Origin of the sequence: Corynebacterium bouchesdurhonense, from assembly GCF_900078305.2 — a bacterium.
Taxonomy (GTDB): domain Bacteria; phylum Actinomycetota; class Actinomycetes; order Mycobacteriales; family Mycobacteriaceae; genus Corynebacterium; species Corynebacterium bouchesdurhonense.
In genome coordinates, this window is sequence record NZ_LT546025.1 from 23,136 (window position 1) to 48,638 (window position 25,503).

Annotated in this window: 23 protein-coding genes and 1 pseudogene; 7 read left to right on the forward strand and 17 right to left on the reverse strand. The window is 68.7% G+C overall.

All coding sequences use genetic code 11. The features are described from left to right. Window positions 1-117 precede the first annotated feature (117 nt). The 12 genes and pseudogenes from BN4252_RS11530 to BN4252_RS01420 form a co-directional block, all read right to left on the reverse strand. Window positions 118-252 carry a hypothetical protein gene (locus BN4252_RS11530; protein ID WP_262360141.1) on the reverse strand — a complete coding sequence of 45 codons (135 nt, stop codon included), beginning with the start codon at window positions 250-252 and terminating at the stop codon, window positions 118-120. A 20-nt stretch (window positions 253-272) separates the two neighbouring features. Continuing rightward, window positions 273-461: pseudogene (locus tag BN4252_RS01370) on the reverse strand (pyridoxal kinase); the annotation flags it as partial. A 6-nt stretch (window positions 462-467) separates the two neighbouring features. Next, window positions 468-1,319, reverse strand: coding sequence for a pyridoxal kinase PdxY (gene pdxY, locus BN4252_RS01375; protein ID WP_066524470.1), 852 nt, complete (start codon window positions 1,317-1,319; stop codon window positions 468-470). 23 nt (window positions 1,320-1,342) lie between these two features. After that, window positions 1,343-2,665, reverse strand: coding sequence for a hemolysin family protein (locus BN4252_RS01380; RefSeq protein WP_066524472.1), 1,323 nt, complete (start codon window positions 2,663-2,665; stop codon window positions 1,343-1,345). Window positions 2,666-2,669: 4 nt separating this feature from the next. Then, the gene (gene ybeY, locus BN4252_RS01385) at window positions 2,670-3,269 is read right to left on the reverse strand and encodes an rRNA maturation RNase YbeY (RefSeq protein ID WP_066524473.1); all 600 of its coding nucleotides are present in this window, start codon (window positions 3,267-3,269) and stop codon (window positions 2,670-2,672) included. Next, a complete protein-coding gene (locus BN4252_RS01390) occupies window positions 3,269-4,333 on the reverse strand; it encodes a PhoH family protein (RefSeq protein WP_066524474.1) in 1,065 nt (354 codons plus the stop codon). The genes ybeY and BN4252_RS01390 overlap by 1 nt, the downstream gene beginning before the upstream one ends. A gap of 13 nt (window positions 4,334-4,346) precedes the next feature. Next, complete coding sequence (locus BN4252_RS01395; RefSeq protein WP_066524475.1) at window positions 4,347-5,039, reverse strand: 16S rRNA (uracil(1498)-N(3))-methyltransferase; 693 nt, start codon at window positions 5,037-5,039, stop codon at window positions 4,347-4,349. Continuing rightward, a complete protein-coding gene (gene dnaJ, locus BN4252_RS01400) occupies window positions 5,039-6,166 on the reverse strand; it encodes a molecular chaperone DnaJ (protein WP_066524477.1) in 1,128 nt (375 codons plus the stop codon). The genes BN4252_RS01395 and dnaJ overlap by 1 nt, the downstream gene beginning before the upstream one ends. Before the next feature lie 80 nt (window positions 6,167-6,246). Then, window positions 6,247-7,263 carry a heat-inducible transcriptional repressor HrcA gene (hrcA, locus tag BN4252_RS01405; RefSeq protein WP_066524479.1) on the reverse strand — a complete coding sequence of 339 codons (1,017 nt, stop codon included), beginning with the start codon at window positions 7,261-7,263 and terminating at the stop codon, window positions 6,247-6,249. Between the two features lie 22 nt (window positions 7,264-7,285). Then, entirely contained in the window at window positions 7,286-8,395 is a 1,110-nt protein-coding gene (hemW, locus tag BN4252_RS01410; RefSeq protein ID WP_066524746.1) for a radical SAM family heme chaperone HemW, read from the reverse strand. Between the two features lie 41 nt (window positions 8,396-8,436). Beyond that, window positions 8,437-9,105, reverse strand: coding sequence for a hypothetical protein (locus tag BN4252_RS01415; RefSeq protein ID WP_066524481.1), 669 nt, complete (start codon window positions 9,103-9,105; stop codon window positions 8,437-8,439). Window positions 9,106-9,206: 101 nt separating this feature from the next. Further along, on the reverse strand, window positions 9,207-11,027 hold the full coding sequence (locus BN4252_RS01420) for an AMP-dependent synthetase/ligase (RefSeq protein WP_066524483.1): 1,821 nt from the start codon (window positions 11,025-11,027) through the stop codon (window positions 9,207-9,209). A gap of 74 nt (window positions 11,028-11,101) precedes the next feature. On the opposite strand from BN4252_RS01420, the gene malQ reads away from it, so the two are divergent. Next, window positions 11,102-13,288, forward strand: coding sequence for a 4-alpha-glucanotransferase (gene malQ, locus BN4252_RS01425; protein WP_066524484.1), 2,187 nt, complete (start codon window positions 11,102-11,104; stop codon window positions 13,286-13,288). A 170-nt stretch (window positions 13,289-13,458) separates the two neighbouring features. On the opposite strand, the gene BN4252_RS11245 is transcribed toward malQ, so the two are convergent. Genes BN4252_RS11245 through BN4252_RS01435 form a run of 3 tightly spaced genes read right to left on the reverse strand, consistent with a single transcriptional unit; the run spans window position 13,459 to window position 15,727 of the window. Beyond that, a complete protein-coding gene (locus BN4252_RS11245) occupies window positions 13,459-13,599 on the reverse strand; it encodes a hypothetical protein (protein WP_096877742.1) in 141 nt (46 codons plus the stop codon). Further along, on the reverse strand, window positions 13,592-13,750 hold the full coding sequence (locus tag BN4252_RS11155; protein WP_154670150.1) for a hypothetical protein: 159 nt from the start codon (window positions 13,748-13,750) through the stop codon (window positions 13,592-13,594). The genes BN4252_RS11245 and BN4252_RS11155 overlap by 8 nt, the downstream gene beginning before the upstream one ends. Then, on the reverse strand, window positions 13,751-15,727 hold the full coding sequence (locus BN4252_RS01435; RefSeq protein WP_066524485.1) for a M3 family metallopeptidase: 1,977 nt from the start codon (window positions 15,725-15,727) through the stop codon (window positions 13,751-13,753). Between the two features lie 51 nt (window positions 15,728-15,778). Here BN4252_RS01435 and BN4252_RS01440 point away from each other — a divergent pair, with 51 nt between their 5' ends. Next, window positions 15,779-16,885 (forward strand): carboxylesterase family protein, encoded by a 1,107-nt coding sequence (locus BN4252_RS01440; protein ID WP_066524486.1) that lies wholly within the window; start codon window positions 15,779-15,781, stop codon window positions 16,883-16,885. Here the strand turns inward: BN4252_RS01440 and idi are convergent. Both idi and BN4252_RS01450 read right to left on the reverse strand, forming a co-directional pair. Continuing rightward, the gene (gene idi / locus BN4252_RS01445; protein ID WP_066524487.1) at window positions 16,882-17,457 is read right to left on the reverse strand and encodes an isopentenyl-diphosphate Delta-isomerase; all 576 of its coding nucleotides are present in this window, start codon (window positions 17,455-17,457) and stop codon (window positions 16,882-16,884) included. The genes BN4252_RS01440 and idi overlap by 4 nt on opposite strands. After that, complete coding sequence (locus tag BN4252_RS01450) at window positions 17,457-18,017, reverse strand: hypothetical protein (RefSeq protein ID WP_066524488.1); 561 nt, start codon at window positions 18,015-18,017, stop codon at window positions 17,457-17,459. The genes idi and BN4252_RS01450 overlap by 1 nt, the downstream gene beginning before the upstream one ends. An 89-nt stretch (window positions 18,018-18,106) precedes the next feature. Here BN4252_RS01450 and BN4252_RS01455 point away from each other — a divergent pair, with 89 nt between their 5' ends. The 5 genes from BN4252_RS01455 (at window position 18,107) to brnQ (ending at window position 25,494) form a co-directional block, all read left to right on the forward strand. Further along, a complete protein-coding gene (locus BN4252_RS01455; protein ID WP_066524491.1) occupies window positions 18,107-20,044 on the forward strand; it encodes an ABC transporter ATP-binding protein in 1,938 nt (645 codons plus the stop codon). Between the two features lie 37 nt (window positions 20,045-20,081). Next, on the forward strand, window positions 20,082-21,203 hold the full coding sequence (locus BN4252_RS01460) for a MalY/PatB family protein (protein ID WP_066524493.1): 1,122 nt from the start codon (window positions 20,082-20,084) through the stop codon (window positions 21,201-21,203). 6 nt (window positions 21,204-21,209) lie between these two features. Continuing rightward, a complete protein-coding gene (gene treS / locus BN4252_RS01465; RefSeq protein WP_066524498.1) occupies window positions 21,210-22,928 on the forward strand; it encodes a maltose alpha-D-glucosyltransferase in 1,719 nt (572 codons plus the stop codon). A 14-nt stretch (window positions 22,929-22,942) separates the two neighbouring features. Next, window positions 22,943-24,028 carry a phosphotransferase gene (locus BN4252_RS01470; RefSeq protein ID WP_066524500.1) on the forward strand — a complete coding sequence of 362 codons (1,086 nt, stop codon included), beginning with the start codon at window positions 22,943-22,945 and terminating at the stop codon, window positions 24,026-24,028. Between the two features lie 80 nt (window positions 24,029-24,108). After that, window positions 24,109-25,494 carry a branched-chain amino acid transport system II carrier protein gene (gene brnQ / locus BN4252_RS01475; protein ID WP_066524505.1) on the forward strand — a complete coding sequence of 462 codons (1,386 nt, stop codon included), beginning with the start codon at window positions 24,109-24,111 and terminating at the stop codon, window positions 25,492-25,494. Window positions 25,495-25,503: the final 9 nt, after the last annotated feature.

Consider the following 25,503-nt stretch of genomic DNA (forward strand, 5'->3'; position numbering starts at 1 on the left):
GGCTGGTCCTGAGCTCTCTCTTTTACACACCCCACGCCTCCGCCGAACTCCCCCGGTTTCATCCTCTTACTACGGTTGCCCCGTAGCCCTTCCACCCCGCCTTCACACACCGCCTACTCACCCCATACCCCCAGCCCATCCCACCGCGACCGGGGTGAAACGGGAGTGCGGCGAGACGATTAGATCCTGGCACTGCACCAGCGGCAGCTCGGCGAGATTTTGCTCGCGCACCTCAGTGACCACGTCAAACATGGTCCCGGCTAGGTGAAGGACATGCCGTCCAAAACGTCCGCGACCTGCTGCGGGGTCATCACGGGCCCGCGCCACGTGGGGTACTCGGTGTGGTTGGAAAAGTTCACCGTGTAGACGGGCCAGACCTCATTGCCCAGCCGCTGCATGGGAAAGACGGCGGCGGAGTTGCCCACGTGGCCGTAGGCCACCGCGGATTGGAGGGAAACGATTTACACCTACAGCGCCTCGACCTCGAACTGCATCGCCGGGTTGGCAAAGTACTCCTGCGCCCGCACCAGCTCCAGCTCGTTCGCACCGGCGTCGTGGGTGAGCTTGAGCATGTCGTACACGGCGGAGGCGGTGCGGGCCAGCGCGTCGGCGGCGTCGCCGGACTCGATGTAGTGGCCGGTGAACAGCGCCGCCGTCACATCGCCCGAGCCGTTGCGCTTGACCGGCAGCCGCGGTGTGCGCACGATCCATTTACCGTGGTCGTCCACCGCGATCATCTCGAGGGTGTCCGCGGGGGCGTCGGGGCGCTCCACGGAGGTGACCAGCACGGTGCTCGGCCCCATCTCGCGGGCGGCGTCCACGGCGGCCAGGGTGGAATCTAAGTCGTTCGCTTCCCGCTCGGTGAGGTAACCCAGCTCGAACTGGTTCGGCGTGATCAGGTCGGCTACTGGCACAACCTTGGAGCGCAGCAGCGGCGGGATGGTGTCGGCGACGAAGCAGCCGGACTTCGCGCTGCCCATCACCGGGTCGCAGGCGTAGATCGCGGCCGGGTTGGCGGCCTTGATCTGCGCGACGGCCTGCACGATCACGTCCGCGATGTCGTCCCCGCCCTGGTAGCCGGACAAGATTGCGTCGATACGCGGAAACGCCCCGCGCTCGCCGATGCCCTCGATGACGGCGGCCACATCGGCGGCCGGGATCATCGGCCCTTTCCACGAGCCGTAGCCGGTGTGATTGGAGTAGTTCACGGTGTACACGGGCCACACTTCGTGCCCGATGCGCTGCAGGGGGAACACGGCGGCGGAGTTGCCCACGTGCCCGTACGCGACGGCGGACTGGATCGAGAGAACGTTCTTCATAGGGCTATTTTGCTTTTCGACGCTCACATTTCACCAATCCCCTCCACCTCCGCGCGCTCCGGCACCTCAATGAGCACGCTGCGCGTCTTCACCCGGCCGCGGCGGTCCCGGCCGCCCTCGGCCGTGTAGGACAGCCCGTCCATGGTGATGGAGGAGCCCGGCAGCGGCACGCGCCCGAGCTCGTAGGACAGCAGTCCGGCGACGGTGTCCACGGAGTCCCGCACCTCGTCGTCGTACTCCAGCTCGTAGTCGAGGTGGTCGGCGAGGTGGTCCACCAAGTCATCCAGCGGCAGGCGAGCTTGGACGCGCAGGGTGCGCTCGCCCACGTGCTCGATGGGGGCGACCTCGTCCTCGTCGTACTCGTCCGTAATCTCGCCGACGATCTCCTCCAGCAGGTCCTCCATGGTGAGCAGGCCCGCCACGCCGCCGTACTCGTCGATGACGATGGCGATGTGGGTGTTCTCCCGCTGCATCTCCTTGAGCAGCACGTCCAGCGGCTTGGAGTCGGGCACGAAGAGGGGCTCGCGCACCACGTCGGTGATCACGGTCTCGCGGTCGATGGGCGCGCCCGACTCGCCGAACATGTCCTTCAGGTAGGCCACGCCCTCGATGTCGTCCACCGTCTCCCCGATCACCGGCACGCGCGAGTGCCCCGATCGCACCATGAGGCGAGTGGCCTGGGCGGCCGTTTTGTCCGACTCGATCCAGATCATCTCCGGCCGCGGCACCATCACCTGGCGGGCGTGGGTGGAAGCGAGGTCGAAGATGTTCTGAATCATGCGGCCCTCGGTGGTCTCCACCACGCCCTGCTCTTGGGCGATGTCCACCATCTCGCGCAGCTCCACCTCGGTGGAGTACGGGCCCTCGCGGAAGTCCTCGCCCGGGTGGAAGAGGTTGCCCACCTTGATCAGCAGGCCGGACAGCGGGCCCAAGATAGTGTGGAACGCCACCAGCCACTGCGCCGAGCGCAGCGAGATGGTGTACGGGTTGCGCTTTCCCGCGGTGCGGGCGAAGACGCCGATGATGCCGAACTGCAGCAGCGTTACCGCGGCCACGGCGGCGGTAATTGCCCACGCGTCGGAGTCGATCACCTCCATGGCCAACATCGCGGCGAACACCGCGGCGGTGACGTCGAGGACGGTGCGCAGCATCACCAGCGTGTTGACGTGGCTGGCGCGGTGGTCCACCACTCGCAGCAGCGCCTGGGAGCCGGATACCTCGTCCTTGACCATCCCCTCCACGCGGGCGCGCGAGATCGGTGCGAGCGCGGACTCCGCCGAGCCGAGCAACCCAGAGAGCAGCAGCGCGATGACCGCAGTGGCCAGGTACGCGAACGTGAAACCCACCGGGCTACTCCCCCGCCCCGTCCGCGCCGGCCCCACCGGCCTCGCGGGAGCGCATCAGCTTGTCCAGCTCGTCGCGGTCCGCTGCCGAGGGGAATGCGTGCGGGCCGGTGGGCTTCGGCTGGTAGGACACGCCGCGGGCGGCCAGCGAGTCGTACCAGTCCGCCAGAATCTCGTTCTGCAGTGCGAACATCTCGCGCTCGTCCTCCGGCGCGATGTGGTCATAGCCCAGCAGGTGCAGCACGCCATGCACCGTCAGCAGAGCCATCTCGTGGGCCAGGTCGTGGCCCGCCATCTCGGCCTGCTTCCGGTCGTACGCCGGGCACAAAATGATGTCGCCCAACATGGCGGCCCCGAACGGGGACGCGTCGGGCCGACCGCCGCCGGGGGTGAGCTCATCCATGGGGAAGCTCATCACGTCGGTGGGGCCTTCCAAGTCCATCCAGCGCACGTGGAGGTCCGCCATGGTGGTCTCGTCCACCAGGGTGATGGTGGCCTCCGTGTCGGGGTGGACGTCCATCGCGGTCAGGGCGAAGGAGCAGACATCCACCAGCATCTCCTCGTTGACGTCGGCCTCGCCGGACTCGTTGAGAACTTCGATGCTCACTACTCCTCCTCCGCATCCGTTCCGATCGCAATGGCCGCGCCGGCCCCGCCCGCTTCGGCCGCGCGCTCGCGCTCGATGTCGCGTTGGCGCTTCTCGTAGCGGGCCGCGTTCTGGGCGTCGTGGCGGTCGTAGGCGGCCACGATGCGAGAGATCAGGTGGTGGCGCACCACGTCCTCGGCCGCGAGCTCCTGGAATGAGATGCCCTCGATGTCGCCCAGGATGCGCCGGGCCACGCGCAGGCCGGAGACGGTCCCGCGCGGCAGGTCCACCTGGGACACGTCGCCGGTGACCACCATCTTCGAGCCGAAGCCCAGGCGGGTGAGGAACATTTTCATCTGCGCGCCGGTGGTGTTCTGCGCCTCGTCCAGGATCACAAACGCATCGGACAGGGTGCGTCCGCGCATGTAGGCCAGGGGCGCGACCTCGATGATGCCGGCCTCGATGAGCTTGGGAATCATCTCCGGGTCCAGCATGTCGCGCAGCGCGTCATACAGCGGGCGCAGGTACGGGTCGATCTTGTCCGACAGCGTGCCCGGCAAGAAACCGAGCTTCTCCCCCGCCTCGACGGCCGGGCGGGTGAGGATGATCCGCTTGACCTCTTTGTTCTGCAGCGCCTGCACCGCCTTCGCCACGGCCAGGTACGTCTTGCCGGAACCCGCGGGGCCGATGCCGAAGGTGATCGTGTTCTCGTCGATCGCGTCGACGTAGCGGCGCTGGCCGGCCGTCTTCGGGCGGATCACCTTGCCCTTGCGCGCCACGATCTCGGCACCGAGGATCTCGGCTACGGATTCAGGCGCCTCCGTTTCCATGATGCGCGTGGCGTGCACCACCGTGTCGCCGGTGATGGGCACACCCCGCCTCGCCATCGATTCCAGCTCGTCGAGCACGCGCAGCACGTAGGCCACGTCGCGCTCCGCGCCCCGCACCGTGACGGTGGTGCCGCGGGCGTGCACGTCCGCGGCGTGGTGCTGGTTGAGCACCCGCAGGTTGTCGTCGTTGATGCCGAGCACCGACTGCGCGTACGCGGAGTCCAGTTCGATCTTGCGGGTGACCAGTTCTTCCATAATGCTCCCTAAACTACCAGCGCCCGGTCAGCGCACCGATGGCGCAGAGCCCGGCAAAGGCGGCGCTCGCCGTGCGAAGCACCTCCGGGCCCAGCCGCACCGGCTCGCCGCCGATCAGCTGCAGCTCGTCCGCGCCGATGCCGCCCTCGGGGCCGATCACCAGCCAGATGTCGTCCGAGAACGCCACGTCCTTGATCGAGGTCTGCGCGTCCTCGTGGAGGACGAGCTTTTGCTTGTCCACGCTTCCCAGCTCGCGGGTACCCACCGGCATCCGCACCTCCGGCACCCACGCCCGCCGCGCCTGCTTCGCCGCGGCCACCGCCTGGTTCTGCCACTTCTCCACCTGCTTGGCTTGCTTCTGCTCGGGCCAGCGCGCGATGGTGCGGTGGCTGATCCACGGGACGATCTCGTCGGCGCCGGCCTGCACCGCCAGGTCCACGGCCAACTCCGCGCGCTCGGATTTCGGGATGGCCTGGACCACCGTCACCCGCGGGGTGGGCGCGGGCACTTCGGTATGCGCGATGACCTCGCCCACCACCTCCTCCTTGGAGGCGCGGGTCACGGTGATGGTGGCGGTGAGCCCGGCGCCGTCGGTAAGCACAATGCTCTCCCCCGGCGCGATCCGCTTCACGTGGGCGTGCTGCGCCTCCGCTCCGGTGAGCCGGCCGGAAAGCGGGTCCGGGGTGAGGAAGTAGGCCAGCGACACTAGCGGCGGAACCTGTCTCGCATGCGGGAGAAGAAGCCCTCCCCGCCCGCGCCCTGGTCTGTGTGCACCTCGGCGTTGTGCGGGGAGCCGTCGCGCAGCTGGGTCAGCGCCTCGCGCTCCGCGCCGCTGAGCTCGGTTGGCACGGTGACCTGGACGTGCGCAACCAGGTCGCCGCGGCGGTCCGAGCGGATCAGCGGCATACCCTCTCCGGGCAGGTGCACCGTGTCGCCCGGCTGGGTGCCGGCGGGCACGTCGATGCGGGTCTGGCCGCCCGCCAGGTCCTCCACGGTGACGGAGGTGCCCAGCGCCGCGTCGTACATCGGCACGTTGAGCTGGAGGAAGAGGTCATTGCCCTCGCGCACGAAGTAGGGGTGCGGCTCGGTCTGCACCTCCACGTAGAGATCACCTGCCGGGCCTCCGCCGTGGCCCACCTCGCCCTGGCCGGCCATGCGGATGCGCATGCCGGAGGCGATGCCCGCCGGCACGTTGACGGTGAGGTCGCGGGTGGCGCGCACGCGGCCGTCGCCCGCGCACTGGCGGCACGGGTCCTGAATAATCTCGCCGTAGCCGTGGCACTTGGGGCAGTCCCGGGTGGTCATCACGTTGCCCAGGAAGGACTGCTGCACCTCCTGCACGGAGCCGGTCCCCGCGCAGTGGTCGCACGTCACGGGCGCGGACTCGGACTCGGAGCCGGTGCCGTGGCACTGCTCGCACAGCACGGCCGTGTCCAGCGCCACCTCCTTCTTCACGCCGGAGAACGCCTCCTCGAGGGTGATGGTGGTGCGCAACAGCGCGTCGTTGCCCGGCTGCACTCGCGAGCGAGGCCCGCGGGTGGTGCCCCCGCCGCCGAAGAAGGCCTCGAAGATGTCGCCCAATCCCCCGCCGAAGCCGCCGGGCGCGCCGCCTCCCTGCTCCATCGGGTCGCCGCCGCGGTCCACAATCGAGCGTTTCTGCGGATCCAGCAGCACCTCCTGCGCCAGCGAGATCTCGGCGAACCGCTCCTGCGCTTCCTCGGACGGGTTCACGTCCGGGTGGTACTTGCGCGCCAGCTTGCGGTACGCCTTCTTAATCTCCTGCTCCGTCGCCTCCCGGTCCACACCGAGGATGCCGTAGTAATCCCGAGCCAAGGTTGTAACTCTTTCCCTTCCACACCTGTGCTGCGTTTACACGTTGCCGCGTCTCAAGGTTCAAGCGGCGCCGCGGGCGTCTACTCGCCGCTGAGAATGCGGCTGATGTAGCCGGCCACCGCCGCAACTTTCTGAATGGTACCCGGATAGTCCATGTGCGTCGGACCGACTACTCCCAAGCCGCCCAGCGCTTCCGCCCCGGCACCATATGCAGTTGTAACAACCGCGGCGCGCGATAATTCCTCGTCCTCGTTCTCCCGGCCGATGCGCACCGAGACGTGCTCGAGTTCCTGCGCGCTGGCCAGGAGCTTCAGTACCACCACCTGCTCCTCCAGCGCGTCGATCACGCTGTGCAGGTCGCCCGTGCCGTAGAGGGTGAGATTGCCGGCGCCGGCGATGAGCAGGCGGTCCGAGGTCGTCTCCACCAGCGTGCCGATCAGCACGCCCGTGGCGCGCTGCGCCGCGTGCGCAATGTCCGCGGGCGCGCCGGCGGCCAACGCGCTGAGCGATTCCGCAGCCTCGCGCATGGTCTTGCCCACCAGCACCTGGTTGAGCACGTCGCGCAGCTGGCGCACCGCCTCCTCGCCCACCGGCGTATCCAGCTCCACGTTGCGCTGGTCCACGCGCCCGGCGTCGGTGATCAGCACCAGCAGCAGGCGGGTGGGCGTGAGCGCAACCACCTCGCAGTGCTTGACGCGCGACACGTTCAGGGTGGGCAGCTGCACCACGGCGGCCTGGTTGGTCAGCTGCGCCAGAAGCTGCACCGAGCGGCGCAGCACATCCTCCATGTCCACGCCGCTCTCCAGGAAGGTGAGCATCGCCCGGCGCTCGGCGGCGGAGAGCGGCTTCACGTCGTGCAACGCGTCCACGAACGCGCGGTAACCGGCCTCGGTGGGGATGCGCCCGGAGCTGGCGTGGGTCTGCTCGATGTAGCCCTGCTGCTCCAGCACGCTCATGTCGTTGCGGATGGTTGCGGGGCTGACTTTCAGGCCGTGGCGCTCCACCAGCGACTTGGAGCCCACCGGCTCCTGGCTGGCGATGTAGTCCGCAACGATGGCGCGCAGCACGGCTTTGCGTCTTGCGTCGGCGGCACTCATAGTGGCAAATGGTACCCGCGCGCTACTCGGACGCCAGTAGGTCGGTCACGATGCCGTCGACAAGCAATCGCCCCTTGTCCGTCACCGCAATGCGCTCACCGACGGTGATCAGCCCAGCTCGAGCATGCTTTTCGACGTCCCCCGTAACGCTGCCCCTCCGCACCCCCTCGCGCAGCCGCAGGCCGAGCATGACCTCCTCGAAGTGGCGGATCTCCGGGGTAATCTCCTCCGTCTCCGCGACGGGCAGCCGGCCGGCGGCGAGGGTCTCGGCGTAGCGCTCGGGGCGCTTGACGTTGAAGAAGCGGCTGTCCCCGATGGTGCTGTACGCGCCCGGGCCCGCGCCCCACCAGTTGCCGCCTCGCCAATAAAGCAGGTTGTGGCGGCACTCCCCGCCCGCCTTGGCCCAGTTGGACACCTCGTACCATCCGTAGCCGGCGGCCTCGAGCGTGTCCGCGATCAGCTCGTAGCGCGAAGCGTAGGCCTCCTCCTGCGGCGGGGGCAGCTCACCGCGGCGGATCTTGCGCGACATGGCGGTGCCATCCTCCACGATCAGGGAGTAGGCGCTGACGTGGTCCACGCCCGTACCCAGGATCGCCTCGAGGGTGGCGCGCACGTCATCGTCGGTTTCCGTGGGCGTGCCGTAGATCATGTCAAGGTTCACGTGCTCGAACCCGGCCGCCAGCGCCTCCCTCGCCGCCGCCGTGGCCCGCCCGGGGGTGTGGCGGCGGTCCAGCACCTTGAGCACCGGGGCCGAGGCGGACTGCATACCGAGCGAGACGCGGGTGAAGCCGTGGTCGAGCAGGCCATCGAAGTAGGCGGGGCTGGTGGATTCCGGGTTGGACTCGGTGGTGATCTCCGCGCCCGGGCGGATGCCGATGTGCTGGCGGATCATGCCCAGGATGCGGCCTAGGCCCTCCGCCCCCAGAAGGCTCGGGGTGCCGCCGCCGATGAACACGGTGTCCGCCTCCGGCAGCTCGGCCCCCGCCGCCGCCAGCTCCAGCTCGCGGCCCAGCGCCTCCAGGTAGGTGGCGTGCGAGGTGTCTACCTCCGTGGGCGTGTAGGTGTTGAAGTCGCAGTACCCGCAGCGGCTCGCGCAAAAGGGCACGTGGATGTACACGCCAAAGTTGTCCATGGCGGACATTCTAGGGACACCTAGGCGATACCTATGGATACCTAGGCGCCGCGGCGGCTCCGCTTGGCCGCCACCTTGGCCACCACCGCGTCGATGCGGGCGCGCTCCTCCAAAAACTCGGGAGGGTTGGAGCCGCGCATGGTGCGGGTGAACGCCGGGTGGTCCTCGCACACCGTCTCGATCCACCCCTCCGCCGCGGCCTCCACCAGCTCGCCGGCGCGGGCGTAGAGGTGCGGCAGGCTCACCGCGCCGAGCTCGCGTGCCACCATCTCGGTCTGCTCCAGCACGTACTGCACCACCTCGCCCAGGTGCTGCACCACCAAGTCGGTGCGGCCGGTCAGCGAGTCGTGCATGGTCTGCACGGAGTAGGGCGCTTCCAGGGGGTAGAGGTCGACCAACCCGGATGCGTCGAGAAGCTCGGGCTCCGGAACCTTCTCCTCCTCGCGCGCGGAAGCAGAGAGAATCCCGGCGCGCATGCCGGAGGTCAGCGCCTGGCGCAGGCCAATCAGCTCGCCGACCACGCGGCGGGCGTCCTGGCGCGCGTCGTCCACGATCTCGGAGAACTCGGCGAGGCAGTCGTCTGCCAGCTCGCCGTCATAATCCGCCACCGCCTCCGCGATGTGCTCGATGTACTCCGCCACCTCGTCGCCGATGTTGTAGATCTCCTGCGTCAGCTCGCGGTGGCGCAGCACGGCCGCGGTTTTGTGCATGGCGTGCGCCCCCTTTGCAGCAAGTGTGGAATCCATGGCGAAGTGCTCGGAAACGGATGCTAGGCCAACGGGGGCGCGGCGGGCTTGAGGCGCGCCGAAATCTAGCGCTGGTACAGCTTGTCGATGTCCTCCTGGAAACGCTGGAACACCACGTTGCGCTTGACCTTCATGGTCGGGGTCATCTCGTCGTGCTGTTCGGAGAGGTCCCGGTCCAGGATGCGGAACTTCTTGATGGCCTCGGTGCGCGAGACCGTGGCGTTGGCCATGTTCACCGCGTCCTGCACCTCCGCGCGCAGGGCCGGGTCCTGCGCCAGGTCAGAGAGCTTGCGGTTGGCCGGGATGTTGTGGTTTGCCTTCCAGCGCTTCAGCTCCTCCTCGTCGAGGGTGACCAGCACGCCAACGAACGGCTTGCCGTCCCCCACCACCAGGGCGTTGGAGATCAGCGGGTCCTGGCGGATGATCTCCTCCATCGGCCCGGGCGAGATGTTCTTGCCGCCGGCGGTGACAATCAGGTCCTTCTTGCGGCCGGTGATGGAGACGAAGCCGTCCTCGTCCACCTCGCCCAAGTCGCCGGTGTTGAACCAGCCGTCATCGAAGGCCTCCTCGGTGGCCTCGGGGTTGTTCCAGTAGCGGCTGATCACGCCGGGGCCGGAGAACTCGATCTCCCCGTCATCGTTGATGCGCACCGCGTAGCCGTTCACCGGCTGGCCCACGGTGCCCACCTTGTGCGCGTCGGCGTGGTTCACGCAGCAGGCGGCGCAGGTCTCGGTGAGCCCGTAGCCCTCGTAGATGGGCAGGCCCATGCCGCGGAAGAAGTGACCCAGGTCCTGGCTCATCGCGGAGCCGCCGGTGATGCCGTACCAGGCGGAGCCGCCCACCGCGGCCTTGATCTTGCTGTAGACCAGCTTGTCGTACAGCGCCACCTTGGCCCTCTGCACCCTGGTGGGGCCGGCCTCGGTGTCCAGCGCGCGGGAATATTCGATGGCGGCCTTCTCCGCCTCCAGGAAGACGCGCTTGCCCACGGCCGAGCCGTCCGCGGCCTTGTTGTAGGCAGCCTCGCGCACCTTCTCAAACACGCGGGGCACGCCCACCACCAGGTTCGGGCGAACGCGCTGCAGCTCCACGGTCAAAGTGGAGATGTCGGACCAGTGCGACTGGGTGGCGCCGGAGATGGTCCAGGAGATGGACACCGCGCGCATCAGCACGTGCGCCAGCGGCAGGAAGGTGACCATGCGCTGGCCGGGGTAGGACACCTCGCCGATCTTGTTCTCCAGCAGCGCCCAGCACTGGTGCGCCCAGTTGCCGTGGGTGATCTCCACGCCCTTGGGCCGGCCGGTGGTGCCGGAGGTGTAGATGATGGAGGCGAGGTCCGGCTGGCGGATGGCCTCCCACCGTGCGTCGACAAGCGATTGCTCCACCGAGCGCCCCTCGAACTTCAACGTCTCCACCCCGGAGGCGTTGAATTCGTAGACGCGCTCGAGGCGCGAGTTCTTGTACACGCCGTCCGGCAAAAACGGTTCAAGCAGCTGGGTGTGGTCCCGCGTCTCGCTGAACGCGATCTTGGCGCCCGAATCCTCCAAAATCCACTGGATCTGGTGCGTGGAACTGGTGGGGTAAATCGGCACGGACGCCGCGCCGGCGGCCCAGATGGCGAAATCCATCAAGGACCACTCGTAGCGGGTGCTGGAGAAGATAGCCACCCGGTCCCCCGGCTCCACCCCTGCGGCGATAAGCCCCTTTGCCGCTTCGAACACCTCGGTGAGGAACTCGCCCGCGGTCACGGACACCCACTCGTAGTTGCGCGGCCGGTAGTACAGCACCAGGTGCGGCTGCTCGCGGCACAGGGTGATCAGGCGGCGCAGACAGTTGTCCGTGTCTTTCAGGGTGAAACCGGATTCGGTTGCATACGTCTTCGACGGCATAGGGGCAACTGTACCCCGCACTCCCCACACGGCTCGGCGTTGAAGCGGGACGTTTGGCACAATGGCCACTTGTGATGAACGGGGACCTGCTGCTCGAACTCGCCGAGGCCTACGGCTTCGGCACCGTCTACCGCGCCTCGAACGGCCTGATCACGGCGCCTCCCGAAACGTCGTTTCTGAAGCTGCTCCGCGCATTGGGGCTCGAGCTTGACGACGACCCCTCGGAAGAAACCCTCCGCTTCTACCTCGAAGCCCGCCGCCGCGAGCAGGCGACGCGCCCCCTGCCGCCCTGCGTGGTGGCCACAGAGGGCGAGGAGCGCCACTTCAACGTGCACGTGCACGACGGCCACCCGGCCCACTGCTGGATCCGCCTGGAGGACGGCGGTTCCCGCGACGCGTACCAGGACGAGAACTGGGCGCCGCCCGTCACCGCCGCCGACGGCGTGGTGTGGGGCGAGGCTACCTTCCACGTCCCCGGGGACCTGCCCGCGGGCTGGCACGAGCTGCACCTCGAGTCAGACGACTTCACCCAAACCTGCACCCTGATTGTCACCCCCGCCCAGCTGGAGACCAACCAGCGCTACATCCAGGACCCGGTGTGGGGCGTGATGGCGCAGCTCTACTCCGTGCGCTCGGCTCAATCCTGGGGCATCGGGGACTTCGAGGACCTCGGGCGCCTGGCGCAGGTGGTGGCGGCGGAGGGTGCCGACTACCTGCTGATCAACCCCGTCCACGCCGCACAGCCCGTCCCGCCCGTGGAGGATTCCCCGTACCTGCCCACCTCGCGCAGGTTTGTCAACCCCATCTACATCTCCGTCGAGTCCGTGCCGGAGTTCGGGCGTTTGCCTGACGACGTCCGCGCCGAGGTCGCCGCCCTAGCTGCCCCGTTGAAGGCCGCGAACCGCTCCGCCTCCCCGCTTGAGCGGGACGCCATCTTCGCCGCCAAGCTCCAGGTGCTGCGCGAGCTGTTCTACCTCTCCGGCGAGGACGAAGAGCGCACCCGCAGCTTCGAGCTGTTCGCGCTGGACGAGGGCGAGGGCCTGGAGGACTTCGCGCGCTGGTGCGCCGAGGCGGCGCTGGCCGCGGAGGCTGCGCTGGCTGCAGAGGCCGCGGAGGTTACGGGGGCTGCGGGGCGCGGCGGGGTGACTCGGCACGGCGGTGGCGAGGAGCTGGCCGAAACAACCCGCTTCTACATGTGGCTGCAGTTCATCGCCGACGAGCAGCGCCGCGTGGCCCAGGAGCAGGCGCTGGCCGCCGGCATGCGCATCGGCATCATGACCGACCTGGCGGTGGGCATCCACCCCGACGGCGCCGACGCGCACACCCTGGCCGCCTCCCTGGTGGCCGACGCCTCCGTGGGCGCTCCGCCCGACCAGTACTCCCAGCAGGGCCAGGACTGGTCCCAGCCGCCGTGGAACCCGCAGGCCCTGGCGGAGTCCGGCTACGCCCCCTGGCGCGACCTGCTGCGCACAGTGCTGCGCCACTCCGGCGGCATCCGCGTCGACCACGTCTTAGGCCTGTTCCGCCTGTTCTGGCTCCCGCGCATGGGCACACCGGCTGAGGGCGCCTACATGAACTACGACCACGAGGCCATGGTGGGCGTCCTCGCCCTCGAGGCGCAGCGCGCCGGCGCCGTGGTGGTGGGCGAGGACCTGGGTACCTTCGAGCCGTGGGTGCAGGAGGTCCTGCGCGACAAGGGCATCCTGGGCACCACCGTGGTGTGGTTCGAGTCGACCCCGCCGGACAATTCACCGCGCCCGAGCGAGCAGTACCGCAACCTCTCCCTCACCGCCATCGGCACCCACGACCTCCCGCCCACGGCCGGCTACATGGTGGGCGCCCACAACGCCCTGCGCCACGAGCTCGGCCTGGTCAAAGAGTCCCTCGAGGAGCTCAACGCCTCCGACGCGGTGTGGATCAGCCAGGTGCTCGCCCACGCGCAGGCGGAGGGCGCGTTCGAGGGCACGCCGCTTGCGCGCGTCGACTTCCTAGACAAAGACCTCGGCGAGTACGAGGATGTGGAGTCCCTCCTGGTAGGCCTGACCCGCTTTGTGGCCTCCACCCCGTCCGCCATGACGTGCACCAACCTCGTGGACATGGTGGGTGACGTGCGCATCCAAAACCAGCCTGGCACAAACGCTACGCAGTACTCCAATTGGTGCATCCCGCTGTGCACCGGCGGCGGCGAGGCGGTGCTGATCGAGGACCTCGCCGACATGGAGCTCTTCCACCGCGTCGCGGAGGCCTCCCGCCGGCCGTAGCGCGGCGGCGGCGCGGCGCGGGCAGGCGGCGGCCCGGACAGCCAGAACTCGAAAGTAGCAGCTCGTTAAGGCCGTGTTTTCGGGGAATAACGAATTGCTACTTTCGAGTTCTGGGGCGAGGGTGCTGCGGCGGGGCCCAGCCCGGCGCGCTCGGTGCCCGGGGACGGGCGCTAGAGCGCGCTAACGATCGCCGCCACCACAACCAGGGCGATCATGATCCACATAACCTGCGTGACGCGCGAGCGCGGGTACTTGCGCTGCGCCTTCGGCAGCTCCTGGTCGCGGCGCCGCAACTCCTCCGGGTTAGCCATGGTGTTCAAGGGTAGCCCACCGGGCGGCGAGGCCACCCAGCCAGTCCACCAGCTTCAACCCCGCCCAGGCGACGAGGCCGGCCGGCGGCAGCAGCACCGCGAGCACGATGGGCAGCTGCAGCCAGGGGCTGAGCTCGAGCAGCCAGCCCATTTACAGATCCACCCCGGCCAGGCCGCGGCGCACCAGCAGGGGCCGCGTGTCCTTGTCGCGGCCGCGGAAGGCGCGGTAGGCCTCGGTGTAGTCGCGCGAGGCGCCCTTGGACAGGATCGCGTCTCGGAACTTCTGGCCCGTGGCGCGGGTGATGCCTTCGCGCTGCACCAGCTCGAAGCCGTCTGCGTCCAGGGCCTCGGCCCACAGGTAGGAGTAGTAGCCGGCAGAGTACCCGCCGGCGAAGATGTGGTTGAACCAGGTTGAGCGGTAGCGCGGCTCCAGGCCTTCCACGTCCAGGCCCACCTCGCGCAGCGCCTCGGCCTCGAACGCCTCGATCGCGCCCGGTCCCTCCCGCAGCGGCCCGTCTGCCGCGCTCAGGGAGTGCCAAGCAAGGTCGATGGCGGACGCCGCGAGGTACTCGGCGGTAGCGAAGCCTTGGCCGAACTGGCGCGAGGCGCGCACCGCGTCGAGCAACGCGTCGGGGATCACCTCGCCGGTGTCCACGTGGCGGGCGTAGTTGCGCACGATCTCGGGGGCGAAGGCGTAGTTTTCGTTGATCTGGGAGGGGAACTCCACCCAGTCCCGGGGCACGTTGGTGCCGGACATCGAGGGGTAGCGCACGTGGGACAGCAGGCCGTGCAGTGCGTGGCCGAACTCGTGGAAGACGGTGGTCACCTCGTCGATGCTCAGCAGCTCGCCGGCTACATTCATCACGTTGACCACCACCGGCTTGGTGCCCGCCAGCGTGGATTGGTCCACAAACGAGCTCATCCACGCGCCGCCGCGCTTGGACGGGCGCGCCGCGTAGTCGGTCAAGAGCAGGCCGATGCCGGTGCCGTCTTCCTCGGTGACCTCCCACACGTCCACGTCGTCGCGGTACCCCGCGAGGTCTTCGCGCTTGTGCACCTTCACGCCGTAGAGGAGGTTGGCGGCGTGGAAGGCGCCGTCGACAATCACTTGCTCAAGCGGGAAGTACTTGCGCAGCTCGGCCTCGTCCACGTCGAGCTCCGCCTCGCGGCGGCGGGCCTGCCAGTAGGGCCAGTCGGCGCCGTCGATGTCGTGGCCGGCGAGCTCGGCTGCCAGCTTGCGCTCCGCCTCGGCGTTGGCGGCGGCGGCCGGCGCGAGGTCGGCGATCAGGGCCCGGGCGGCCGCCGCGGTACCGGCGGTCTCCTCCGCAATTACGTAATCCGCGTGGGAGTTGAAGCCGAGCAGCTGCGCGCGCTCGCGGCGCAGGGCGACGGACTGGAGAACGAGGTCGCGGTTGGAGTCGGCACCGCGGGCGCGGGAGGCGTTAAAAAGCTTGCGCCTCGCCGAGGCCTCCTGCAGCTCCGCCTGGAGGGACTGGGTGGTGGGCAGCTCGATGGGCACGAGGTAGGTGCCGTCCTCCTCGCGGTAGGCGGCGAGCTGCTCCTCGCCCAGGCCCGCGAGCTCGGCGCGCTCGAAGCGCACGGCCAGGGCCCGCGTGTCCGCGAGCAGGTTGCGGCCGAAGCGCTCGGAGAGCTCCGAGAGGCGCCGGTTGATCTCTTGCAGGCGGGTCTTTCCGGCGGCGGCCAGCCTCGCGCCGCGCCGCTCGAAGCGCCGCCGCAGCAGCCCGGGGGGCCGCCGCGACTCCTCGTCCGCGGGGGGGACCACCTCCCGCAGCCGGCGGTACAGCTCCTCGTTCTGGTAAATCGAGTCCGTGTGCGCGGACAGCTTCGGCACGATCCGGTCCGCCACGGCGTCGAACTCGTCGGTGGCGTCCGTGCCCTGCAGGTTGAAGAACCAGGCCAGCACGCGCTCCAGGTCGCGCCCGGACAGCTCGAAGGCCTCCACCGTGTTCTCCCACGTCGGCTCAGCCTCGGTGAGGATGTCGGAGATCTCGCGGGCGTGCGCGCCGAGCGCCTGCTCGAAGGCGGGCTCGACGTGCTCGAGGCGGATCGCGGCGAAGTCCGGCAGGTTGTACGGCAGGGCGGACGCTTCCAGCAGGGGGTTGGTCATGCGAACACTCTATAAAACGCCGCGCGCCGCGCCGGGGTTACGATGTTCCGCATGAGCTCCCCAGCGCGCACCGCCGAGGTCACCTGCCCCGCCGGCACCGTGATCGGGGTGCGCGACGGGAGGTGCAACCACTTCCGCTCCGTGCCGTACGCGCGCGTTGCGCGCCCCTTCGACGATCCGGTTGCGCCGCAGCGGGGCATGCTTATCGACGCAACCTCAGACGCACCCGCCACCCCAGCCCTGTCCATCACCACCCCCGCCGGGGCGCGGGCGATGGCGGACCTGCCGGTGGTGGTGTGGATCCACGGCGGCCGATTCGAGGAGGGCAGCCACACCGAGCTGGTGTCGAACCCCACCGGCGTTGCCGCCGCGGGCGTGGTGCACGTGCGGGTGGGCTACCGGCTGAAGTTCCCGGGCATGCTGCCGGTCACGGCCGACGCACCGGGGCACTACCGCGCGGCGGCGGACTGCGCCGCGGCGCTGACCTGGATCCAGCGCAACATCGAGGCATTCGGCGGGGACCCCACCAACGTGACGGTGGTTGGCCAGTCCGCGGGCGGGTCCCTCGCGCTGTGGCTGACGCGCCGCGACCACTACCGGGGCGAGTTCCGCCGCGCCCTGGCCATCTCCCCCGCGTTCCCCCGCCGCGGCTTCGAGGCGCGGAAGTGGGCGGCGCGCGGTGCGCTCGGCGTCCCGCTTACCCGCGAGGCGCTCAACGAGCTCGCGGAGCGCAACCCCGCCAAGCTGGACCGCGCCTACCAGCGTTTCCGCGCCCACTACCCCACCGACATGGCCCTCGGCCCCCATCCGCTCGACCCGACTGAGCTCGCTCCGGTGCCCACCGTGGTCACGTACGCGGACGGGGAGTTTTACAGGGAGGGCCTTGCTTTCCGACGCACCCGCCAACGCATCTCCGACGCCTCCGTGCGCCGCCCCGCCCGCGCGGTGGCCGCCGGCGCGCCGGGCCCGGTGTGGCTGGCCGAGCACGTGCGCCCCGGCGGCGCGCCGCTGGGACACTCGGAGGACCTGCCGGCGCTGTTCGCCCCAGACCCGTGGCTGCTGCGATTCCTCCGCACCGGCGAGGTGGGCTGGGCGCCATTCGCCGAGGGCGGCCACGTGGAGCGCCGCAGCCTCGGCGCTGTGGCCGGCACTGCCTAGGTGCCCGCCTCGGTGCCTGTGAGGCGGCGGCGCAGCGGCTCGCAGGCGAGCTCCTCCACCAGCCATGGCGAGAATGCGAAGGGCGCGCTATCCACCGCGGCGATCAGGCCGACGGGGTCGGCCCAGGCGTACTCGGCCACCTCGTCCGGGTTGGGGCGCAGCTGCGCGCCCACCGCGCTCCCCGTGTCTTCGGCGAGGACGGCGAGGTAAACGGGGCAGATCTCGTTCTCCACCGTCCCCGACGCGTCCACCGCGCGGTAGCGGAAGTCCGGCAGCACCAGCTCGAGCGACGCAAGCGAGCCGGGTGCGAGCCCCAGCTCCGCCTCCGCGCGGCGGTAGACGGCGGCCTGGGTCTCCTCGCCAGGGCCGGGGTGGCCGCAAAACGCGTTGGTCCACACACCCGGCCACGTCTTTTTGCCCAGGGCGCGCCTCGTGAGCAGCACCCGCCCGTCCGCGCCCAGCACCCAGCAGGAGAACGCCAGGTGCAGCGGGGTGTGGTCGGTGTGGACGGCGTGTTTCTCGGCGGTGCCTACGGGGTGCCCGGAGTCGTCGACAAGCACAACGAGCTCCATTAGTTGTTCAAGTTCCCCTCGAAGGTGACGTTGCCGATGCTGAAGCGGGCATCCCAGAGATTGCCGGTGGCCACGTCGAAGGCGTACTTGACGTTGGCGGTGGCGCCGGGGCCGAGCGGGAGGTCGAGGCCGACCGTGTCCACGCCGGCGGCCTCCGCATCCATCGGCTTCGCCTCGCGCATGTCCTTGTTACCGGCGTTGTACTCCAGCTTGGGCTGCAGGGTGTCCGCGGGCATCGGCGCGTCGGACTGGTTGGTCACCGCCACTACCACCACTGTGCCGCCGTTCGGCGCGTAGGAAGTGCCCTGCCACTTGTAGGAGAGGTCCATCGCCGGATCCTTGACGCGCTCGCCCTGGATCTCGGTGGAGACCGCGGCGGGCGCCTCCTGCTTCTCAAACGTCTCCTGCGGCCGGCCGATCGTGCTGGTAGCGGACACCTCGGTGGCCTCCGCGGCTTGGTCCGCCGCGTTTTCCGCCGCATCATCCTCCGCGCCGGCGCAGGCCGCCAGCGGCAGGGCCACCGCCAGAGCAACAACCGTGGTGGCGAGGCGGTGGGTCATGGTGCAGCTCCCAATGGGTCGGCCGAGGCTGGGCGGCTCGGCGTTGACAGTTCCTCGCCATCCTACAGCCCGCGGTAGCGTGGGCGGCCATGCAGCCTTTCGTCCGAGTCTTGCGCAGCGCCTCCGCCCTGTGGCCCTTCTACCTCGCCGTGGTTCTCGTGTCTTCCGCGGTCGCGGCGCTGGGCCTAGTCTCCCCGTTCATCCTGCGCGAGGCCACGGACACGATCGTCGGGCACCTCTCCGGCGGGGGCGGCGGGGGCGGCGTCGCGGATGCCCCGGGTGCCGAGTCCGTGCGCCGGGTAGCGCTGCTCGCGTTCGCCCTCTTCGCGGCGGAGGCGGGTGCGTCCATCCTGCGCAACGTCTCCGGCTACCTGGGCGACGTGATGGTGGCGCGCCTCCGCCAGATCCTGTCCACCCGGTACTTTGCCAAGCTGCTCGCGCTGCCCCAGCGCTACTTTGATAATCAGGTCACCGGCACCATCATCGCGCGCCTGGACCGCTCGATTGCGAACGTCACGCAGTTCATCCAGTCCTTCGCCAACAACTTCCTGCCGATGCTGCTGCAGGTGGTGGCCATCTTGGCCATCACCGGCTACTACTACTGGCCGCTCGCGGTGCTGCTCGCGCTGCTGTTTCCGCTCTACACGTGGCTCACGGCGCTGACCTCCAAGCGCTGGCAGAAGTTCGAATCGGAGAAGAACGCCAACGTGGACCAGGGCAACGGCCGCTTCGCGGAGGTGGTGGGCCAAGTCAAGGTGACGAAGTCCTTCGTGGCGGAGACTCGCGAGCTGGACAAATTCAGCTCCCACTACGCCAACACGGTGGACATCACCCGCCCGCAGTCGCGCTGGTGGCACTCCATGGACACCGCTCGCGGCGTGGCCATGAACCTGATCTTCTTCGGCATCTACCTCATCTTGTTCCTGCGCACCCTGCACGGCTTCTTCACCATCGGCGAGATGGTGATGCTCATTCAGATGACCACCATGGCCCGCCAGCCGGTGACCATGATGAGCTGGATCGTCGATTCCGCGCAGCGCGCCATCGCCGGTTCTCGCGACTACTTCAAGGTGATGGACGAGCCGGTGGAGCCCACCGCCAACGCCGAGCTGGTGGCCGCAACCGCCGCCGCGGACGTGCCCCGCTTGAGCACCGCCGCGCACCGGGCGCTGCCCGTGCGCGAGCCGGTGATCGCGTTCGACCACGTGGACTTCTCCTACACCGAGGGGGAGCAGGTGCTTGCCGACGTCACCTTCGCCGCCCGCGAAGGCGAGAAGATTGCCCTGGTGGGCGAGTCGGGCGGCGGCAAGTCCACCATTGTCAACCTGCTGCTGGGCCTCTACCCCATTACCGCCGGCCGGCTCACGGTGTGCGGCCGTGATGTGACGGAGCTCGGCGTGGAGGACCTGCGGGCCTCCACCGGCGTGGTGTTCCAGGAGCCGGCGCTGTTTTCCGGCACGGTGTTTGAGAACATCGCCTACGGCAAGCCGGACGCGACGATGGATGAGGTGGTTGCCGTGGCGAAGCGGGCCAACGCCCACGGGTTCATCTCCAAGTTCGCCGACGGGTACGCGACGGTGATCGGCGAGCGGGGCCTGCGCCTTTCCGGCGGGCAGAAGCAGCGCGTTGCCGTCGCCCGCGCGATGCTCAAAGACGCCCCGATCCTGGTGCTCGACGAGGCCACATCCGCGCTGGACACCAAGGCCGAGCGCGCCGTGCAGGCCGGCCTGGACGAGCTGATGGAGGGCCGCACCACCATCATGATCGCCCACCGCCTGTCCACCATCGCGGGCGTGGACACCATCATCACGCTCCGCGACGGCCGGATCGACGAGATCGGCTCGCCGGCGCAGCTGGCCACATCCGGCGGCATCTACTCCGAGCTGTTGCGGCTCACGGCGTCCTCCTCGGCGGCGGACCGCGCGCGGCTGAAGGCGTTCGGCTTCCACGACGGCCAACCTGCCTCCGACGACGCCGACGAAGCAGAAGACACCGACAAAACCGACACCGGGGACACGGATATATAGGAGCGGACCGCCGCGGGCCCGCGCTACCGTGGGCCGCATGGAGTTCCCCGACATCGAGACACTGAAGGCCCGCGGCACCCGCAAGTGGACGCAGTACGACGAGGACGTGCTGCCGCTGTTCATCGCGGAGAGCGACTTCCCCACCGCCCCGGCGGTCAAGCGAGCGATCGTCGACGCCTGCGAGCGGGAGATGTTCGGCTACACGCCCGCCCCGCGCGCCCACCGCCTAGGCGATTCCGTGGCGGACTTCTACGAGCACCGCTACGGCTGGCGTCCGGACCCGGCAATGGTGTTCCCGGTGGCGGACGTGGTGCGCGGCGTGCTGCTGGCCATCCAGTACTTCACCGAGGGCGACGTGATCGTGCCGGTGCCGGCCTACTTCCCCTTCCTCGAGATTGCCGAGGCGGCCGGGCGGGAGCGCGTTGACGTCGGTTCCCTGAACGGGCTCGACCTGATGGAGGTGGAGGCCGCGTTCAAAAACGGCGCTGGCAGCATCGTAGTGACTAACCCGTTCAACCCGGGCGGGTGGATCTTCGACGCGGAGGAGCTGGACCAGATTTGCGCCATCGCCCGGCGCTACGGCGGGCGCGTCATCGTGGACGAGATCCACGCGCCGCTGGTGTTCGACGGCCGCCACGTGTGCGCCGCAGAGCGAAACCCGGACGTGTGCATCACGGTCACCGCCACCTCCAAGGCGTGGAACGTGGCGGGGCTGAAGTGCGCCCAGATCATCTTCGCCAACAAAGATGACGTGCGGCGCTGGAACGCCATCAACCACGTAGCCAAGGACGGGGTGGGCACGCTCGGCATCGTCGCCGCGGAGGCGTGCTACGACCTAGGACGCGAGTTCCTGGACGAGGAGGTGGCCCAGCTTGAGGCCAACCGCATCTGGCTGGCGGAGCACCTGCCCCAGGCGGTGCCGGGCATCGAGTTCGACGTCCCGCAGGCCACCTACCTGATGTTCCTAGACTTTCGCAATACCGCGCTCACCGATGAGCGCCCGGCGGCGTGGCTGCTCAAGCACGCGCGCGTAGCGATGAGCGAGGGCGCGGATTTCGGCCCCGGCGGCGAGCACAAAGCACGCCTGAACTTCGCCACGAGCCCCGCCATTTTGGAGGAGGCGCTCACCCGCATCGGGGACGCCGTCCGGCTACGCTAGCGGGCTATGGACCATACTCCCCAGGCTTCTGACTTCACGCCCCCCGCACCCGTCGAGCAGCCGTGGGAGCGGCCTGACCCGGAGTGGTACAAGGACGCGGTGTTCTACGAGGTGCTCGTCCGCGCGTTCTACGACCCGGACGGCACCGGCTCGGGCACGCTCAAGGGCTTGGAGGAGAAACTCGACTACCTGCAGTGGTTGGGCGTGGACTGCCTGTGGATCCCCCCGTTCTACGACTCGCCGCTGAAAGACGGCGGGTACGACATCCGGGATTTCCGCAAGGTGCTGCCGGAGTTCGGCACGGTGGAGGACTTTGTTTCGCTTGTCGACGCAGCCCATAAACGCGGCATCCGCATCATCACGGACTTCCCCATCAACCACACCTCGGACCAGCACGAGTGGTTCCAACAGTCGCGCCAGGATCCGGACGGCCCCTACGGCGACTACTACGTGTGGACGGACGACGAGACCCAGTACAGCGGCACCCGCATCATCTTCATCGACACGGAAGACTCGAACTGGACGTGGGACCCGGTGCGCAAGCAGTACTTCTGGCACCGTTTCTTCTCCCACCAGCCGGACCTGAACTACGACAACCCGCGGGTGCAGGAGGAGGTCCTCGACGTCATCCGCTTCTGGCTGGACCTGGGCATGGACGGCATCCGCCTGGATGCCATCCCCTACCTCTTCGAGCGCGAGGGCACGACCTCGGAGAACCTGCCGGAGACCCACCAGTTCATCAAACGCGTGCGGAAGCTTTTCGACGAAGAGTACCCCGGCCGCTTCCTCCTGGCGGAGGCGAATCAAATGCCAAACGAGGTGGTGGAGTACTTCGGCCAAGGTGAGGACGGCACCGGGGACGAGTGCCAGATGGCGTTCCACTTCCCCGTCATGCCGCGCATCTTCATGGGGCTGCACAAGGAGTCGGCGCAGCCGATCATCGACATCCTTCGCGAGACCCCGGCGATCCCGGACAGCGCGCAGTGGGGCATCTTCCTGCGCAACCACGACGAGCTGACTCTGGAGATGGTCACCGAGGAAGAGCGGGACTACATGTACAAGTCCTACGCGTTCGACCCGCGCATGCGCGCGAACGTGGGCATCCGCCGCCGCCTCGCGCCGCTGCTCGGCGGGCACCGCGACCGCCTCGAGCTGGCGCATGCCCTGTTGTTGTCCCTGCCCGGCTCGCCGTTCCTCTACTACGGCGACGAGATTGGCATGGGCGACAACATCTGGCTCACCGACCGCGACGGGGTGCGCACCCCGATGCAGTGGTCCAACGACCGCAACGGCGGCTTCTCCACCGCGGACCCCGAGCGCCTCTACCTGCCGCCGGTGCGCAACGACAATTACGGGTACCACGCCGTCAACGTGGAGTCCCAGATGAACCGGGACAACTCCCTGCTGCACTGGGTGCGCACGCTGGTGCACATCCGCAAGCAGTACAGGGCGTTCGGACGCGGCTCCTACACCGAAGTGGACCACGGCAACGACCAGGTGCTCGCCTTCATCCGCGAGTACACCGACGAGGGCGGGCGCACCGAGCGCATCCTCTGCGTGCACAACATGAGCTCGCGCCCCCAGCCGGTGCAGATGCAGCTGTCCCAGTACAACGGTGTCGTCCCACGCGAGCTCTCCGGCGGGGTGCAGTTCCCGGCCATCGGCGAGCTGCCGTGGCTGGTCACGCTCGCGCCGCACGGGTTCTTCTGGTTCGACATCTCATAAAAGGGGCAGCCGTCATGCACAACACCATCGACATCACGCGGGAGCGGTTCTTCGCCTCGAAATCGGAGCGGGTGCTCGAGGTGGGCGTCGAGAAGCAGCGCGCGCTCGGCGAGTACACCTGGCAGCTCGTGCGGGTCGAGCTCGAGCACCGCACGGAGCTTTACCAGTTGCTTGTCGACGCTTCCGGAGACGCGCTGTCCACCCCCGCCGGCGCCACTGCCTACGTGGCGCACGCCCCTGAGCTCGGCGAGGTGCACGGCAGCCTGGAGGCGGGGCGCGCGCGGCCGATGGGCGCCGAGCAGTCCAACACCAACCTGATCGTGGGCGCGAGCATTGTGAAGGTGTTCCGCAAGCTCGAGGACGGGCTGAACCCGGACGTGGAGCTGCTCAGCCGCATCGACAACCCGCACGTGGCGAAGGTGACGGGCTACGTCACCGACGAGGGCCGCACGCTGGCGATGCAGCAGGAGCTGGTGCGCGGCGTAGACGGCTTCGAGCTGGCCACCTCGGGCCGCATGGAACCCGCCGACGCGTACGAGCTCGGCGCGGCGGTGCGCAGCGTGCACGAGTCCCTCGCCGCCGAGTTCGGCACCGAGATGCTCTCCGGCGCCCGCGTGCGCGACCGCCTCAACACGAACCTGGACGCGTACGTGCGCCGCGCGGAGGCGCTGCGCCCATACGAGGGGCGGCTGCGCGCCCTCTACGGCTCGCTCGCCGATGGGGATGCACGGGTGCAGCGCGTGCACGGCGACCTTCACCTGGGGCAGACCCTGCGGGGCGAGGACACCTGGTTCCTCATCGACTTCGAGGGCGAGCCGGCGCGCCCGCTCGCCGAGCGTCGCCTGCCCGATGTCCCGGCGCGCGACTTGGCCGGCATGATCCGCTCGTTCGGCTACGCCCGGGCTGTCGGGGGATTCCGGGAGGGGTGGTACCAGGGGTGCGTCGACAAGCTCAAGCTCGGTTACGGCGAGGTGGACGGGGGCCTCCTGGCCGCGTATGTGGCGGACAAGGCCGCGTACGAGGTGGTGTACGAGGCCAACAACCGGCCGGACTGGGTGGGCATCCCGCTGGCGGCCGTGGAGGAGATTTGTTCCACCTAGTGGAATTAGTTTCCCGCAGGCGGGTACGGGCGGTACTGTGAACGAAATTGTTTCTCACAGGCCACTACAAGGAGGCACCCATGGGCTCCACCGCGGTTCCGCGGGGTAGATCCGGATCCACCAAGACGATCCTCATCACCTCGCTCGCGCTCTTTTCCATGTTCTTCGGCGCGGGCAACCTGATCTTCCCGCCCATGCTCGCCGTGCAGGCGGGCGACAACTTTTGGCCCGCCATCCTGGGCTTTTTGAGCACCGGTGCGCTGCTGCCGGTGCTGGCCGTGATCGCCATCGCCCTGTCCGGCGCCTCGGTGCGCGACCTGGCGCAGCGCGCCGGCACCGTCTTCGGCGTGCTCTTCCCGGTGCTGGCCTACCTGTCCATCGGCGCTTTCTACGCGCTGCCGCGCACCGGCGCCGTGTCCATGGAAACCGCCATCACGCCGCTGCTGGGCGTTGACGGGCTGGTTGCCTCGGGCGTATTCAACGTCATCTTCTTCGGCGTCGCGCTGGCGCTGGCGTGGAACCCCTCCACCATCATGGACAAGCTGGGTAAGTTCCTGGTCCCGGCCCTGGTGGTGCTGCTGATCATCATGATTTCCGTGGCGCTGACCCGCTGGGACGCCGATGCGAGCGTGCCGGCGGAGCAGTACGCAGAGGGCGCGTTCACCTCCGGCCTACTCGAGGGCTACCTCACCATGGACTCGATCGCGGCGCTCGCGTTTTCCATCGTGATCATCTCCAACCTGCGCGCCAAGGGTTACGCCGAGGGCAAGGAGATCGTGAACGGCACCATCACCGCCGGCATCGGCGCGGGCGTGCTACTCGCCCTGATCTACCTCGGCCTGGCCGGCATCGGCCGCGTGATCCCCAACCCCGAGCAGTACGACAACGGAGCCGGCCTGCTGGCTGACGCCGCCAATCTGACCATGGGCAAGCCCGGCCAGGTCATCTTCTCCCTCGTGGTGCTGCTGGCCTGCCTGACCACGGCCGTGGGCCTGATCACCGCCACCGCCGAGTACTTCTCTGAGAACTTCGCCGGCTCCTACAAGGTGTGGGCCGTGATCTTCACCGCCACCTCAATCATCTTCGCCACCCAGGGTCTCGAGTTTGTCATGTCCATCGCCGCCCCGGTGATCGGCTTCCTCTACCCGCCGGCGATCACCCTGATCTTTGTCACCCTGATCGAGCCGGCGTTCCGCTCCCGCACCCGCTTCACGTGGGCCATGTTCGTGCCGATCTGGGTGGCTACCATCTGGTCCGCCTTCGAGACCTTCATTGCGCAGGGCTGGGCGGCCGATGCGCTGAGCAACGTCGTGGACTGGGCGCCGCTGGCGGAAGACGGTCTGGGCTGGGTTGTCCCCGTGCTCGTGGCCTTCGTCATCGGCCTGATCATCGACTTTGCCAACCCTAAGCCGCCGATGATCGTGGGCACCAACGAGGCAGTCGACGGCGAGGTGGTCACGGCGTAGCGTAGTGGT

Excerpts from the sequence above, each read along its gene's own strand:
- BN4252_RS11530 (WP_262360141.1), bottom strand. The coding sequence starts at position 252 with ATGTTTGACGTGGTCACTGAGGTGCGCGAGCAAAATCTCGCCGAGCTG.
- pdxY (WP_066524470.1), bottom strand. The coding sequence starts at position 1,319 with ATGAAGAACGTTCTCTCGATCCAGTCCGCCGTCGCGTACGGGCACGTG.
- BN4252_RS01390 (WP_066524474.1), bottom strand. The coding sequence starts at position 4,333 with ATGGAAGAACTGGTCACCCGCAAGATCGAACTGGACTCCGCGTACGCG.
- hrcA (WP_066524479.1), bottom strand. The coding sequence starts at position 7,263 with ATGAGTGCCGCCGACGCAAGACGCAAAGCCGTGCTGCGCGCCATCGTT.
- hemW (WP_066524746.1), bottom strand. The coding sequence starts at position 8,395 with ATGGACAACTTTGGCGTGTACATCCACGTGCCCTTTTGCGCGAGCCGC.
- BN4252_RS01415 (WP_066524481.1), bottom strand. The coding sequence starts at position 9,105 with ATGCACAAAACCGCGGCCGTGCTGCGCCACCGCGAGCTGACGCAGGAG.
- BN4252_RS01420 (WP_066524483.1), bottom strand. The coding sequence starts at position 11,027 with ATGCCGTCGAAGACGTATGCAACCGAATCCGGTTTCACCCTGAAAGAC.
- malQ (WP_066524484.1), top strand. The coding sequence starts at position 11,102 with ATGAACGGGGACCTGCTGCTCGAACTCGCCGAGGCCTACGGCTTCGGC.
- BN4252_RS11245 (WP_096877742.1), bottom strand. The coding sequence starts at position 13,599 with ATGGCTAACCCGGAGGAGTTGCGGCGCCGCGACCAGGAGCTGCCGAAG.
- BN4252_RS11155 (WP_154670150.1), bottom strand. The coding sequence starts at position 13,750 with ATGGGCTGGCTGCTCGAGCTCAGCCCCTGGCTGCAGCTGCCCATCGTG.
- BN4252_RS01435 (WP_066524485.1), bottom strand. The coding sequence starts at position 15,727 with ATGACCAACCCCCTGCTGGAAGCGTCCGCCCTGCCGTACAACCTGCCG.
- BN4252_RS01440 (WP_066524486.1), top strand. The coding sequence starts at position 15,779 with ATGAGCTCCCCAGCGCGCACCGCCGAGGTCACCTGCCCCGCCGGCACC.
- idi (WP_066524487.1), bottom strand. The coding sequence starts at position 17,457 with ATGGAGCTCGTTGTGCTTGTCGACGACTCCGGGCACCCCGTAGGCACC.
- BN4252_RS01450 (WP_066524488.1), bottom strand. The coding sequence starts at position 18,017 with ATGACCCACCGCCTCGCCACCACGGTTGTTGCTCTGGCGGTGGCCCTG.
- BN4252_RS01455 (WP_066524491.1), top strand. The coding sequence starts at position 18,107 with ATGCAGCCTTTCGTCCGAGTCTTGCGCAGCGCCTCCGCCCTGTGGCCC.
- BN4252_RS01460 (WP_066524493.1), top strand. The coding sequence starts at position 20,082 with ATGGAGTTCCCCGACATCGAGACACTGAAGGCCCGCGGCACCCGCAAG.
- treS (WP_066524498.1), top strand. The coding sequence starts at position 21,210 with ATGGACCATACTCCCCAGGCTTCTGACTTCACGCCCCCCGCACCCGTC.
- BN4252_RS01470 (WP_066524500.1), top strand. The coding sequence starts at position 22,943 with ATGCACAACACCATCGACATCACGCGGGAGCGGTTCTTCGCCTCGAAA.
- brnQ (WP_066524505.1), top strand. The coding sequence starts at position 24,109 with ATGGGCTCCACCGCGGTTCCGCGGGGTAGATCCGGATCCACCAAGACG.